General features: G+C 66.5%; 11 protein-coding genes. 4 read left to right on the forward strand and 7 right to left on the reverse strand.

Annotated elements, in window-relative coordinates:
• Positions 1-121: 121 nt before the first annotated feature.
• Together gltB and AC1PLA_RS00170 are read right to left on the reverse strand one after the other, a co-directional pair.
• Entirely contained in the window at positions 122-4,594 is a 4,473-nt protein-coding gene (gltB, locus tag AC1PLA_RS00165) for a glutamate synthase large subunit (RefSeq protein ID WP_481105315.1), read from the reverse strand.
• Between the two features lie 202 nt (positions 4,595-4,796).
• Positions 4,797-5,177: an I78 family peptidase inhibitor gene (locus AC1PLA_RS00170; RefSeq protein WP_016901590.1), complete on the reverse strand. Its 381-nt coding sequence runs from the start codon at positions 5,175-5,177 to the stop codon at positions 4,797-4,799.
• A gap of 58 nt (positions 5,178-5,235) precedes the next feature.
• Here AC1PLA_RS00170 and AC1PLA_RS00175 point away from each other — a divergent pair, with 58 nt between their 5' ends.
• Complete coding sequence (locus AC1PLA_RS00175) at positions 5,236-6,537, forward strand: DNA topoisomerase IB (protein WP_172454397.1); 1,302 nt, start codon at positions 5,236-5,238, stop codon at positions 6,535-6,537.
• Between the two features lie 2 nt (positions 6,538-6,539).
• On the opposite strand, the gene AC1PLA_RS00180 is transcribed toward AC1PLA_RS00175, so the two are convergent.
• The gene (locus tag AC1PLA_RS00180) at positions 6,540-7,103 is read right to left on the reverse strand and encodes a class I SAM-dependent methyltransferase (RefSeq protein WP_481105316.1); all 564 of its coding nucleotides are present in this window, start codon (positions 7,101-7,103) and stop codon (positions 6,540-6,542) included.
• 534 nt (positions 7,104-7,637) lie between these two features.
• On the opposite strand from AC1PLA_RS00180, the gene AC1PLA_RS00185 reads away from it, so the two are divergent.
• Complete coding sequence (locus tag AC1PLA_RS00185; RefSeq protein ID WP_164739385.1) at positions 7,638-7,787, forward strand: hypothetical protein; 150 nt, start codon at positions 7,638-7,640, stop codon at positions 7,785-7,787.
• A gap of 239 nt (positions 7,788-8,026) precedes the next feature.
• On the opposite strand, the gene AC1PLA_RS00190 is transcribed toward AC1PLA_RS00185, so the two are convergent.
• The 3 genes from AC1PLA_RS00190 to AC1PLA_RS00200 form a co-directional block, all read right to left on the reverse strand.
• Positions 8,027-8,371 carry a hypothetical protein gene (locus AC1PLA_RS00190; protein WP_016901594.1) on the reverse strand — a complete coding sequence of 115 codons (345 nt, stop codon included), beginning with the start codon at positions 8,369-8,371 and terminating at the stop codon, positions 8,027-8,029.
• 243 nt (positions 8,372-8,614) lie between these two features.
• Complete coding sequence (locus AC1PLA_RS00195) at positions 8,615-9,259, reverse strand: NADPH-dependent F420 reductase (RefSeq protein ID WP_039518078.1); 645 nt, start codon at positions 9,257-9,259, stop codon at positions 8,615-8,617.
• Positions 9,260-9,320: 61 nt separating this feature from the next.
• The gene (locus tag AC1PLA_RS00200; protein ID WP_065047661.1) at positions 9,321-9,767 is read right to left on the reverse strand and encodes an Rrf2 family transcriptional regulator; all 447 of its coding nucleotides are present in this window, start codon (positions 9,765-9,767) and stop codon (positions 9,321-9,323) included.
• A gap of 245 nt (positions 9,768-10,012) precedes the next feature.
• On the opposite strand from AC1PLA_RS00200, the gene AC1PLA_RS00205 reads away from it, so the two are divergent.
• A complete protein-coding gene (locus tag AC1PLA_RS00205; RefSeq protein ID WP_481105317.1) occupies positions 10,013-10,894 on the forward strand; it encodes a pirin family protein in 882 nt (293 codons plus the stop codon).
• 232 nt (positions 10,895-11,126) lie between these two features.
• On the forward strand, positions 11,127-11,741 hold the full coding sequence (locus AC1PLA_RS00210; protein WP_047126496.1) for an FMN-dependent NADH-azoreductase: 615 nt from the start codon (positions 11,127-11,129) through the stop codon (positions 11,739-11,741).
• Between the two features lie 229 nt (positions 11,742-11,970).
• On the opposite strand, the gene AC1PLA_RS00215 is transcribed toward AC1PLA_RS00210, so the two are convergent.
• The gene (locus tag AC1PLA_RS00215) at positions 11,971-12,918 is read right to left on the reverse strand and encodes a LysR family transcriptional regulator (protein WP_039518067.1); all 948 of its coding nucleotides are present in this window, start codon (positions 12,916-12,918) and stop codon (positions 11,971-11,973) included.
• Positions 12,919-13,023 lie beyond the last annotated feature (105 nt).

Here is a 13,023-nt window from a genome sequence, read left to right on the forward strand (position 1 = left end):
GGACGCGGTGCGAATCTCGAACAAACAATCACGACGCTGGAAGGCCGGGAGTGGAGATTCGGGAATCGGGATTCGCATAGCTTGAGCGAATCCCCAATCCCGACTCCCCCAATCCCGTCACTCAGGCGGCACGCCTGAGCGACTCTGTCAGCGACTCGATGCTGGCGGCCTTGGGTTTGACCAGCCAGAACTTGCCGATGTAGTCGCGGAACTCGTCCAGGATCTGCTGCGCCCAGATGCTGCCGGTCAGCTCGCGGTGGCGGCTGATCAGGGTGTGCAGATGCTGGCGATGGTTCTCGAAGCCCTCGGCGGAAACGCGGTGGATGTCGATCAGCTCGTGGTTGTAGCGGTCCACGAAGTCGCGTTCGATATCCAGCACGTAGGCCAGCCCGCCGGTGAAACCGGCGCCGAAGTTCAGGCCGACCTTGCCCAGCACCAGCACCACGCCGTCGGTCATGTACTCGCAGCAGTGGTCGCCTGCGCCTTCCACCACCGCCAGTGCGCCGGAGTTGCGTACTGCAAAGCGCTCGCCGGCGCGGCCAGCGGCGAACAGCTCGCCGCCGGTGGCGCCGTACAGGCAGGTGTTGCCCACGATCGGCGTGCTGCGCGCCTCGAAGCGCGCCCCGCGCGGCGGGCGCACCACCAGCCGGCCGCCGGCCATGCCCTTGCCGACGTAGTCGTTGGCTTCGCCTTCCAGCTCCAGCTGCAGGCCACCGGCGTTGAACGCGCCGAAGCTCTGCCCGGCGGTGCCGCGGAAGCGCAGGTTCAACGGCGCATCGCTCATGCCGTGATTGCCGTGCACGCGTGCGATGGCGCCGGACAGGCGCGCGCCGATCGAGCGGTCGGTGTTGTGGATCAGGAAGCGGTGGTCGCCGCCGCGCTTGTTGGCGATCGCATCGGCGAGCAGGCCGTCCATCTGCGTGGCCAGGCTGTCGGGCGATTCGTACAGGCGCTGGGCGGCGCAGTGGCTGCCGTCGTAGCGGGCATGCGTCAGCAGGCGCGACAGGTCGACCTTGACCCCGGCACGCGGGGAGACCTCCAGCTGTTCGAGCAGGTCGGTGCGGCCGACGATGTCGTCCAGCGAGCGTACGCCCAGGTAGGACAGCCACTGGCGCACCTCTTCGGCCAGCAGGCGGAAGAAATGCTCCACGCGCTCGGGCAGGCCGGTGAAGTAGTTCGCGCGCAGGCGCTCGTCCTGGGTGGCCACGCCGGTGGCGCAGTTGTTGAGGTGGCAGATGCGCAAATACTTGCAGCCCAGCACGATCATTGGCGCGGTGCCGAAGCCGAAGCTGTCGGCGCCCAGCAACGCGGCCTTGACCACGTCCAGGCCGGTCTTCAAGCCGCCGTCGGTCTGCAGGATGGTGCGCTCGCGCAGGTCGTTGGCCACCAGCGCCTGGTGCGACTCGGCCACGCCCAGTTCCCACGGCACGCCGGCATAACGGATCGAGCTGACCGGGCTGGCGCCGGTGCCGCCGTCATGGCCGGACACGGTGATCAGGTCGGCGCCGGCCTTGACCACACCGGCGGCAATGGTGCCGACGCCGGCATGGGCCACCAGCTTCACCGACACCAGCGCGGTCGGGTTGACCTGCTTGAGGTCGTAGATCAGCTGGGCCAGGTCTTCGATCGAATAGATGTCGTGGTGCGGCGGCGGGCTGATCAGGCCGATGCCGGGCTTGGCGTAGCGCAGCCGCGCGATCAGCTCGTTGACCTTGTGGCCGGGCAGCTGGCCACCTTCGCCGGGCTTGGCGCCCTGGGCGACCTTGATCTGCAGCACCTCGGCGTTGACCAGGTATTCCGGAGTCACGCCGAAACGGCCGGAGGCCACCTGCTTGATCTTGGAGCGCTTCTCGGTGCCATAGCGGGCCGGGTCTTCGCCGCCTTCGCCGGAGTTGCTGCGCCCGCCCAGGCGGTTCATCGCGATGGCCAGCGCCTCGTGCGCTTCGGGCGACAACGCGCCCAGGCTGATCGCGGCGGTGTCGAAGCGACGCAACACATCTTCGGCCGGGGCCACCTCGTCCAGCGGGGTCGGGGTGTCGGCACGCTTGAGCTGGACCAGATCGCGCAGCGTGGAGGCCGGGCGCGAATGCACCGCGTCGACGTACTTCTGCCAGTCGCCAGCATCGCCGGTGCGGGTGGCGCGCTGCAGCGTCATGACCACGTCGGGGTTGTACATGTGGTACTCGCCGCCGTGCACGTACTTGAGCAGGCCGCCCACTTCCGGCTTGAGCTGGTCGTTCCAGGCGCGTGCGGTGAGCTCGCGCGCCTCGGTATCCAGCCGTGACAGGCCCACGCCGCCGATGCGTGCGGGCGTCTCGGCAAAGCACAGTTCCACCACGTCCGGGTCCAGCCCGACGATCTCGAACAACTGCGCACCGCGGTAGCTGGCGATGGTGCAGATGCCCATCTTGGAGATGATCTTGGACAGGCCCTTGTAGATGCCCTTGCGGTAGCGGCGGCCGATCTGCGACTGCTCGCCGCCCTTGCTCAGCTGCAGGATGCCGCGCCGGCCCAGGTCGAACAGCGTCTGGTAGGCCAGGTACGGATACACCGCGGTGGCGCCGAAGCCGAGCAGGCAGGCCATGTGGTGCGCATCGCGCGCGGTTCCGGTTTCGATGATCAGGTTGACGTCGCAGCGCAGGCCCACCTTGCACAGGTGGTGGTGCACCGCGCCGGTGGCCAGCAGCGCATGCGCCATCGGCCGGTCCGGGACCGGGTAACGGTCGGACAGCAGCAGCATGACGGCGCCGGCGCGCGCGGCCGCTTCCACTTCCTGGCAGATGCGTTCCAGGCCGGCCTTCAGGCCTTCCTCCACGCTGTAGGACAGGTCGATCAGGCGGTTGCGCTCGACGTACTGCTCCATCTTCAGCAGCTGGCGCAGCTTGCGCTGGCTGAGCACCGGCGAGTTGAGGATGACGTGGTTCACAGTCTCCGCACCGGCGTGGAAGATGTTGGTCTCCTTGCCGAGCTGGGTGGTGAGCGACATCGCGATGCCTTCGCGCAGCGGGTCGATCGGTGGGTTGGTGACCTGCGCGAAGGCCTGGCGGAAGTAGTCGTACAACGGCCGGGTCTGGCGGCTGAGCACCGCCATCGGGGTGTCGTCGCCCATCGAGCCGGTGGCTTCCTGCTCGGTCTCGGCCAGCGGGCGCAGGATCTGTTCCACTTCCTCGGTGCTGAGCTGGAACAGCTTGTGGTAGCTGCGCAAGGTCTGCTCGCTGAAGGGTTCTTCCACCAGCGAGGGGTCGATCAGTTCGGTCTGCAGATAGGTCACGCCCTGCTGCAGCCATTGCTTGTAGGGCGCACGCGCGCGGTTGATGCGGTCGATGGCGTCCGAGTCCAGCAGGTCGCCGCGCTTGAGATCGATCGCCATCATCTCGCCCGGGCCCAGCTTGCCCTTGCGGGTGATGCGCTCGGCCGGCAGTTCCCACACGCCGGCCTCGGAGGCCACCAGGAAATGGCGGTCGGAGGTCAGCATCCAGCGCGCCGGGCGCAGGCCGTTGCGGTCGAGCATGCAGGCGGCATAGCGGCCGTCGCAGGCGACGATGCCGGCCGGGCCATCCCACGGTTCGGTGTTGAGGCCGTAGAACTCGTAGAACGCGGCCAGGTCGGCGTCCTTGAACTCAAGCGACTGGGTCGCCGGCGGCACCAGGATGCGCAGCGCCTGCAGCAGGTCCATGCCACCGGCGATCAGCAGCTCGAGCATGTTGTCCAGGCTCTGCGAGTCCGAGCCGTGCATGGAGATCACCGGGTCGAACTCGGCGATGTCGAAACGCGGGGTCTGCCACACCTTGCTACGCGCCTGCGCCCAGCGGCGGTTGCCTTCGATGGTGTTGATCTCGCCGTTGTGGGCGAGCAGGCGGAACGGGTGCGCCAACGGCCAGCGCGGCAGCGTGTTGGTGGAAAAGCGCTGGTGGAAGACGATCGCGCTGGAGGACAGGTCGCTGCGCTGCAGGTCCGGGTAGAACGTGCTCAGCTTGTCCGGCAGCACCATGCCCTTGTAGCTGATGCCGTTGGGCGAGAGCGTGGTGACGTAGAAGTTTTCCACCTCGCGCAGCGCCTGCTCGGCGCGGCGGCGCGCCAGGAACAGCGCCAGGGTGAAGCCGTCTTCGCTCTGCTCGGCGCCGGCATCGACGAATACCTGTTCGATGCGCGGCAAGGTGTCGCGTGCCAGCTGGCCGCAGACGCTGTCGTCGGTGGGCACCACGCGCCAGCCGCGGAACTGCACGCCGGCGCCGTGCAACTGGGTTTCCAGTTCGGTGCGACAGCGTGCGGCATCGGCTTCGTCCAGCGGCAGGAACACCACGCCGGCCGCGTAGCGCGTGCCCAGGGCGATACCGGCATCGCGCGCCAGCCCGCGCAGGAACGCATCGGGTTTGCGGATCAGCAGGCCGCAGCCATCGCCGGTGAGCCCGTCGGCCGCCACGCCGCCGCGGTGGGTCATGCGCGAGAGCGCCGCAATTGCGGTGTCCACCAGCGAGCGGGAAGGTTGGTCGTCCAACTGGGCGACCATGCCAAAACCACAGGCGTCGCGCTCATCGCGCGCGCTGTTGTAGAGACCGTAGTCGTTGAGCCCTTGGCGAGTGCGGGGGGCCATGTCTGCCTCTTTGCGATCTGGGAGAGCGGCGACGACGTTGCAGCGCTCGATCCGTGGAGCGTTTCGAAGAGGTCACCGGATGATCGACTAGACCACAGTTGATGCGGTGCCGCAATACACCGTTACAGCTGCAACGAGGGCGGCCGCAAGGCCTTGTGCCAGCTGGCTCGGCGCCCGTTCGCCAACAGGCGCCAACCGGTACTTAGCCGCAACGCACCGAGGCGATCACGTTCTTGGCATCGACTTCCAGATTGAGCCGCTCGCCGTTGAACTCCATCGTGGTCATCTGGCCGGGTTTGAGCACGCGCACCGACTTGGCGCCGGCGTCGGTGCGGGCCTGGTCGCTCACCGCATCGGTCAGCGCCTGGCCCACCAGCGATTGCACCTGGGTTGCGTCGCAGCTGCCGATCGGCGGCGCTTCGGGCGCGGCGGCCGGTGCCGGTGCGGCGGCTTGTTCGGCGGCTTGCTGCGCCTTGGCGGAGACGGCTTCCTGCTCGTCCGGTTGCGGCGAACCGCAGGCAGTCAATGCCGCCAGCACGACCAGGGTACAGGCCAGACGGGCGGTAGGCAGGACAGCGCGCATCGATGACTCCAGCACAGTAGGGGAAGCCCAAGCATAAGCAGAAAACCTGCTCGCGGGCATCGCTTGCCCACATGGCGTTGTCGCAGCGTTGACGCGGCCTAGTCCTGCCCGGCTCAACAATCGGCGCCTGTCCTTCGATCCGTGCGCAATGAAAGCCAAACGTGTTCTTCGCAATGCCGCTGCCACCGCCAGCGCCGCCGGCAAGCTGGCCACCGTTGCCGCCGGCGCGGTGGCCGCCACCGCCGCGGTGGCGAGCGTGGCCGCGGTTGCACAGGCCAAGGCCACCGCGCGCGCGGCCGGGCTGACCTACGTCAACGATCAACAGCCCGGTATCAGCCGCCGCAAGGCCGGCAAGAGCTTCAGTTACCGCAGCGCGGATGGACAACGCGTGGCCGATGCCGACACCTTGCAGCGCATCCGCGCGCTGGCGATTCCGCCGGCGTATACCGAGGTGTGGATCTGCGCCAAGCCCAACGGCCATCTGCAGGCCACCGGCCGCGATGCGCGCAGGCGCAAGCAGTACCGCTACCACGCCGATTGGGCGCAGGTGCGCGGCGAGGGCAAGTTCGAGCGGGTGATCGCCTTCGGCCAGGCGCTGCCCAAGCTGCGCCGCCGGCTACGCCGCGATCTGGTCCTGCCGGGATTTCCGCGCGAGAAGGTGCTGGCGATCGTGGTGGCGTTGCTGGCCGACACGCTGGTGCGCGTGGGCAACGCGGAGTATGCGCGCAGCAATCGTTCCTACGGGCTGACCACGTTGCGCAACCGGCACATGGAATTCCTGCGCGGCGGACGTGCGCGGCTCAAATTCCGCGGCAAGAGCGGCCAGGATCACGATATCGAGGTGGATGACAAGCAACTGGTCAAACTGATCCGCGAATGCCAGCAATTGCCGGGGCAATCGCTGTTCCAGTACCGCGATGACGACGGCCAGCTGCAGCCGGTGGATTCGGGCGAGGTCAACGACTACCTGCGCGAGGCGATGGGCGAGGATTTCACTGCCAAGGATTTCCGTACCTGGGGCGGCACGCTGGCGGCATTGCAACGCCTGGCACGTTTGCCGCTGCCCGAGCGCATGAGCGAACGCGCGCTGACCCAGGTGCAGAACGATGTCATCCGCGAAGTAGCCGATGCGCTGGGCAATACGCCCTCGGTGTGTCGCAAGGCCTACATCGACCCGTGTGTATTCGAAGGCTGGCGCGCCGGTCAGTTGCAGGCCATGGCCACCGGCGTGCGCGGCGAGCGCCAATGGGAGGCAGCGACGCTACGCTTTCTGACCGACTCGCGCAGCAAGCCACGCAAGACCAGCAGCAAACCGCGCAAGGCGGCCGGGCCGAGCCTGCGCCGTGCAAAATCTGCCTGAGGCTATGCTGCGTATGCGCGACGTTGGATGCGATAGGTCGTCGCAGGCGGAACGTTTCGGTACGTGCGCCCGATCCTGACCGCTTCCAGGTTGAGCGCGTCGAGGATCTGTGCCGGAACCGAGCACCTGATTCCGTAGGTAAACAGATACAGCCGGCCACCAGGCTTCAACTGCATGAAGGCGCCACGCAAGATCGCAGCCACCTGATGCGCCGGCATGTTCAACAAGCCAAGGCCGCAGACCACGGCATCGACGCACGCACCATCGATGCGCGGGATCGATTCAAGCTGGGCAACATCCATCTGCAGCAGTCTTGCGCGCGGAAAGCGCTGCTTGAGCAACGCAGAAAAGGTGGCGTTGTACTCAAGCAGGGTGAGGTTGTTTTCCTGCACGCCCTTGTCGATCATCGCCTGGGTGAACACACCGGTGCCCGGCCCGAGTTCGAGGACACGGCCAGTACGTTCCGACAACTCGGAAGTGATGATGGAAGCAAGTGCGCGTCCGGAGGGGAGTATCGCGGCAACGGAGCAGGGTGCGGTAAGCCATTCGCGAAAAAACGACGTCATATACGAACGAGCCATCTATCCTCACAACATTGAAAGAGTTCGTTCAAGCAACATCTGTGCACATCGACGCAGACGTGCGATTGTGCGGAAAACAAGGCTAAAGCAAGACGCTGTCCGTAGTCCGTCCTGGCTGCGATTCGGCCACGAGAGTTCAGGTTCTTATCAGTATTGGCACCTTGGCAATGCCACGTTGGCGCTGCAATGCAGTGCCATCAACGAGCAATTTGCTGAGTGATTGCTGATGCAGGCGATGACCGAATGCGTTGCGCGTCACGTGCCCAACGCCTGTGTTGCATAGGCGAGCGACAGGCAAACCGCACTATGGGTGGAGCAACGCGTCAATCGGCTAGAAGCTGCGCACCAACAGCAACGGCGATAGCGCGCCGCAACGTGTAACGCGCACTCTGGACAACCGGCAGATCACGTTTGGTATGTCGAAGCCCGAGCGCATCCAAGCGCTCTGCATTCGTTGTCCAACCCACGCGTGCAATCGCACTACGCTTTGGCGCCGGCATCCAGCGTGCAGGATTGGCAATGGAAAGCGGGACGAGCGACATCAGCCGTTACGACCGGCAGTGCGATGTCACGCTGAGCGCCGATCCTGGCGAACTGCAATGGCGCGCGGCGTTGGTGCTGTCCAACGCGGATGCCTGTGTCCAGCATCTACCGGCGGACGTGCTCTGATCCGCTCGACGGTGATAAGCACCGTGCCGACGGCGCGGCATGGTGCCGTTGGCATCGGGGCCAAGGCCGACGGCAGTTTCTGCAAGCCCGTGCAGATTGAGCCGAGCAGCGCGCTGGTCCGTTCGCCAGCGCGATCTCTGGTCATGGTCCCGGCGGCAGCAGGCAATGTGGCACGTGCCTGCTGCACACGTCACTGTCCCTGGGACGGCGACGCGGATGCGCCGGTGCCAGCGGCCCCCTCAGCCGCAGTAGATCGCGGTGATGTTGTTGTTCGGGCCGGTCTCGACGGTGAGGTGATCGCCACCGCTTTCGCTGGCGCCCTGGGCCGGGTCGGCCAGGCCGCTGGCAGTGGTGCCGCCGGTGGCGCGCTCGCCGCGGCGCACGCTGACCTGCAGGCTGTCGCTGTCCACGCGCGCACGTTCGATAGTCTGCGCCGCCGCGGCCAGGCCGACCGCGCCGCGCACCTTGTCGATATGGCACTGGCCGGAGATGGCCCCGTCGATGGGCTGCACCTGCGCGACCTGGTTGGAGGCACAGGCCGAGAGCAACAACACGGCAGCGAGCGGGGCGAGGGTGCGGATCATCGGGGGTCTCCAGCGGAAGAATGGCGCAAGCGTGAAGAAAGCGTTGTTGGCGTGGCATGAAGGCCGCGGCCAGAAAGCGGCCCGCGGGCGGGCTTGTGTCGTTCACATGACGTGGCAGCAGGTCCGATGGCCGCAACGGGGCGTCGCTTTAGCGACGCCCAGCCGGCATTGGGTGACCGCTGCCCTTGCGCACAGACGCACAGGAAGAGTGGATGCCATCCGCCAATCCCCAATCCCGGCCCCTCAGAGCTTGACGAAACTCGCCACCGACAACGGGCCAAACGGCAACTCGAACAACGGGCCGCCAGTGGCGAGCGGGCCCAGGTCGACGCTGGCCAATTCCAGTTGCGCGAGCAACTGGGCGACCTGCGCCTTGGCATCGGCGTCGTCGCCGGCGATGAAGAACACCCGCTTGCCTTCAGTCACCTCCAGCTTGCCGAGCAGCTGCGAGTCCAGATGGTTGAAGGCCTTGACCACGCGCGCACCCGGCACCAGCTCGGCGAACACCTGGCTGGAGGGGCGGCCGCCTGTGTCGATCGCCTTCAGCCCATAGGCGCCGATCGGGTTAGCGGGGTCGGTGGCTTCCGGCGAGTCGGGGGCGACGTCCATCAAGGCGTTGTTGCTGTCGATGACGATGCGGCCGTTCCAGTCGGGCAGCCCGGCCAGCGCAGCCGGCAGGCCATGCCAGCGCACCGCCACCAGCACGATATCGGCCTGGGCCGCCTCGGCCGCAGTGACTGGCGTGATCGATGGGCCAAGCTCGGCCGCCAAGGCCTGCAGCGATTCCGGGCCGCGGCTGTTGGAGATCAGCGCGGGGATGTTCCGGCTGGCCAGAAGACGGGCGAAACCACTGCCGATAGCGCCTGCGCCGATGATGCCAATACTCATGGTGTTACTCCTGATGTATGTCGCCGACATGGCGACATTTAAACTGAAATGCAGGGTGGGGTTACCACTGCAACGGGATGCTGAACTTGCCCAGCCGCGCGACGTCTGCAGCCAGTTGCGCCACGCTGACGCCGGCCAGTTCCTGTTCCATCGCCTGCCGCGCGCGTTCCAGCGCTGGCTGCAATGCCTGCAGAATGTTGCCGCCCACTGCGCAGGCCTCGCACGGCGGCGTGCGGTGCAGGGCGAACAGTTCGGTGTTTTCCACCGCGCGGTAGACCTCCAACAGACTGATGTCCTCGGCCGGGCGCGCCAGCAGGGCGCCGCCGCCGGCACCGAGCTGGGAGCTGGTGAGCCCGGCGGCAGTCAGCCGCGACAGCAGGCCGCGGATCACCACTGCGCCGGTGTTGGCGCTATAGGCCAGGTCTTCCGAGCGCATTGGCTTGCCGCCACTGACGGCCAGGGCAGTCAGGGTATGGGCGGCAACGGCGAAGCGGGTGCTGGTTGGCATGGTAATCTAGTCGATGTGTTGACGACACGGTTACATTAAAGTCCAGGTCTGTCAACTTTTTTGACGTTACCGATCATGCGTCGTCGGGTCCTGTCTGTATTGATGCGTCGCTATACCGGTAGCGAGATTACTTCCAGATCTGGACGACTCCACTACAAATCTTCCGGCTAGTCCATCAATGGCCGCGTCTCTACTCTTTGCTCACCGGGGCAGCGCGCCCCACCGCCACCGCAAAGGGATCTGTCATGTACGCACAACTGGCCACCGCCTACACCGCTGGGCCGCAGCGCGAGAGCAGCGTGCAGGCCGCGCCACGCCCGGTGGTGTTCCGTACCGGTGGCACCACCCGCGGCCCGATCACCCGGCTGATGAGCCCGGGCGACCTGGGCCAGCTGGTCAAGCCGTTCGTGTTCCTGGACCTGTTCACCGTCAAGCCGTCGATCGGCGGTGCGCCGATGGGGATGCACCCGCATTCGGGCATCGCCACGCTGACCTACCTGATGGACGGCGAAGTCGGTTACGAAGACAGCACCGGCCAGCAAGGCACCTTGCCCACCGGCGGGGTGGAATGGATGCGCGCCGGCAATGGCGTCTGGCACGACGGCGTGCCGGTCGGTCAGTCCTCGGCCAAGGGCTTCCAGCTGTGGGTCGCCTTGCCCGCCGCCTTGGAAAACGCCCCGGCGCAGAGCCTGTATCTGTCGCCCGACGATGTGCCGGTGGACGGCCCGGTGCGCGTGCTGCTGGGTCGCTACGGCGCACTGGAAAGCAAAATCCCGGCACCGTCCGACATGACCTACCTGAGCGTGCAGCTACGTGACGGTGAGACCTGGCGCTATGTGCCGCCGGCCGGCCATGAGGTGGCCTGGATCGCGGTGCACGGCGGGCAGCTGGAAGCGGCCGACACCATCGGCAGCGGGCAGATGGCGGTGTTCCAGGACGCCGAGCAGGCCATCGAGGTGGTGGCGGTGGGTGCGACCTCCTTCGTGCTGGGCTCGGCGGTCAAGCATCCACACGAACTGGTGATGGGCCACTACTCGGTGCATACCAGCAAGGCCGCCCTGGCGCAGGGCGAGGCGGAAATCCGCCGCATCGGCGAACAGCTGCGCGCGCGGGGCCGCCTGGCCTGAGTCGGGCGCCACCGGCAGCCGAGGCATGGCTGCCGCGTGGCCGGCACACAGCACGCGGATTGCCCGGCATACCAGCGCGCGACAGAGACTTCCGGGCGCAGTACGCCTTCCAACCAGCACGCCTTACCGGCTCCTCATCTTCAACCACCAGTTCCACCACGTCGCTGCGGGTGCGCTTGCGCCACGCGTCGCCGAACTCTCACACCCCATACTTTTTTACAAAGGCACTGACATGAAACTGCTCCATCTCGATTCCAGCATCCTCGGCGCTTATTCGGTCAGCCGTCAGCTCTCGGCGGCCACCGTTGCAAAACTGCAGTCCGGCAACAGCGATATCGCCGTGACTTACCGCGATCTGGCTGCCGAGCCGCTGGCGCACCTGTCCGGCGCGCATCTGGCGGCGCAGCAGAACCCCACCGGCGACCAGAGCCCGGCACTGGCCGCCGAGCTGGCCACCAGTGCGACGGTGCTGCAGGAGTTTCTGGATGCGGACACCGTGGTGATCGGCGTGGCGCTGTACAACTTCACCATCCCGACCCAGCTCAAGGCCTGGATCGATCGGGTGCTGGTGGCCGGCAAGACCTTCCGCTACAACGCGCAAGGCGTGCCCGAAGGGCTGGCCGGCAACAAGCGCGTGATTCTGCTGGTGGCGCGTGGCGGCTTCTATGGCGCCGGCTCGCCGATGGCATCGCTGGAGCATGCCGAGACCTACATGCGCACGGCGTTGGGGTTTATCGGTGTGCACAACCCGGAAGTGATCGTTGCCGAAGGTCTGGCCACCGGCGCAGACGCACGCCAGGCGGGTATCGCCAGCGCCCAGCAGCAGATCGATGGGCTTGCTGCCTGAGCGAGGTAGCGCGTGACGCTTGTCCACTGGCATCGCCTGCGGCGGCGATCAAGCCACCCAATGCCCGGTGCTGATCTTTCAACCGTGGTGACACTGCATCGAGCGGACAGCGTGCCGCTCGATGCAGTGCGTTGCCTGCGTGGCGGGGCGCCAACAGCGCTTCAAAGGATGTCGGCGCTGATGCTGCATCGCTGGGGGTGTTGCAACCGCCTCCCTTGGCATCACGCAATCACCGCACGCCGCGCAGCGCGGCGCTATTTGCCAAGCCAATCACCTCGTTGCATTCAGGCGCATTCAATCGTGCCGTCACGGCCTGGATGAACGCCGAGACCGCACGCGGCAGATGGTGTCGGCTCGGGTAGAGCGCGTACAGGCTCTGGCCCTTGCGTTGAAAATCCGGCAGCACCACGGTCAGGCGACCTTCGTTGATATCCGGCCACGTGAGTGCCTGCGGCAACAACGCGATGCCGAGCCCGGCCACCGCCGCTAGCCGCAGCGCGCGCGCGGTGGTGGCGGCCATGCGCGCCTGCACCTGGACATCTTCGGCAAGCCCGGACGGGCCGACCAGTGTCCAGGTGGCATATCCGCTGGGATGCGGAAAACTGATGCAGTCGTGGTGCGGCAATTCGTCCAGCCGCAACGGCCTGCCGCGCGCCTGCAGGTAGCCGGGGCTGGCCACCAGGACATCGTTGGTGTCGGCCAGGATCTGGCGGCCGACATAGCCCAGGTCCGTCACTACACCGCCCCGGAAGGCCACATCGATACGCTCGGCGATCAGATCGGCCTTGGCATCGCTGAGTACGAATTCCAGCCGTACGCGCGGATGCGCGGCGAGAAATTCGCCCACCCATTCGACCCGGAAAAAATCCAGGAAATCCGCCGGCGCCGCCACCCGCACCAGACCGGCGGCTTCGTCGCCACCGGCCACCAGGCTCTGCCCGGCCGAGGTCAGCCCGTCCACCGCATCGGCGCAACGTTCGTAAAAGGCCTGGCCGGCGTCGGTGAGGGTGAGTTTGCGAGTGGAGCGCTGCATCAGGCGGGTGTCCAGTTGCGCTTCCAGCTGCTGCACGCGCCGGCTCACGCTATTGGGCGCAGTGCCCAGCCGGCGTGCGGCTTCGGCAAAGCTGCCGCTGCGCACGACCTGCACGTACAGCGCAATGTCATTGAGATCGATCACCAGCGGCCTGGACGCGTGTAAATGCGGAGTCTAAGCGTAGCGACTGCGCGTCGTCGATCACAGCAGCGCGCAGCACTGCATGTGGCGGATAAAGGTGGACCGGCG

The sequence above is a fragment of the Xanthomonas sp. NCPPB 1826 genome, assembly GCF_056725285.1.

Bases quoted from the DNA above. Each gene is read 5' to 3' on its own strand.
- gltB (WP_481105315.1), bottom strand. From the start codon at position 4,594: ATGGCCCCCCGCACTCGCCAAGGGCTCAACGACTACGGTCTCTACAAC.
- AC1PLA_RS00170 (WP_016901590.1), bottom strand. From the start codon at position 5,177: ATGCGCGCTGTCCTGCCTACCGCCCGTCTGGCCTGTACCCTGGTCGTG.
- AC1PLA_RS00180 (WP_481105316.1), bottom strand. From the start codon at position 7,103: ATGACGTCGTTTTTTCGCGAATGGCTTACCGCACCCTGCTCCGTTGCC.
- AC1PLA_RS00185 (WP_164739385.1), top strand. From the start codon at position 7,638: ATGGAAAGCGGGACGAGCGACATCAGCCGTTACGACCGGCAGTGCGAT.
- AC1PLA_RS00190 (WP_016901594.1), bottom strand. From the start codon at position 8,371: ATGATCCGCACCCTCGCCCCGCTCGCTGCCGTGTTGTTGCTCTCGGCC.
- AC1PLA_RS00195 (WP_039518078.1), bottom strand. From the start codon at position 9,259: ATGAGTATTGGCATCATCGGCGCAGGCGCTATCGGCAGTGGTTTCGCC.
- AC1PLA_RS00200 (WP_065047661.1), bottom strand. From the start codon at position 9,767: ATGCCAACCAGCACCCGCTTCGCCGTTGCCGCCCATACCCTGACTGCC.
- AC1PLA_RS00205 (WP_481105317.1), top strand. From the start codon at position 10,013: ATGTACGCACAACTGGCCACCGCCTACACCGCTGGGCCGCAGCGCGAG.
- AC1PLA_RS00210 (WP_047126496.1), top strand. From the start codon at position 11,127: ATGAAACTGCTCCATCTCGATTCCAGCATCCTCGGCGCTTATTCGGTC.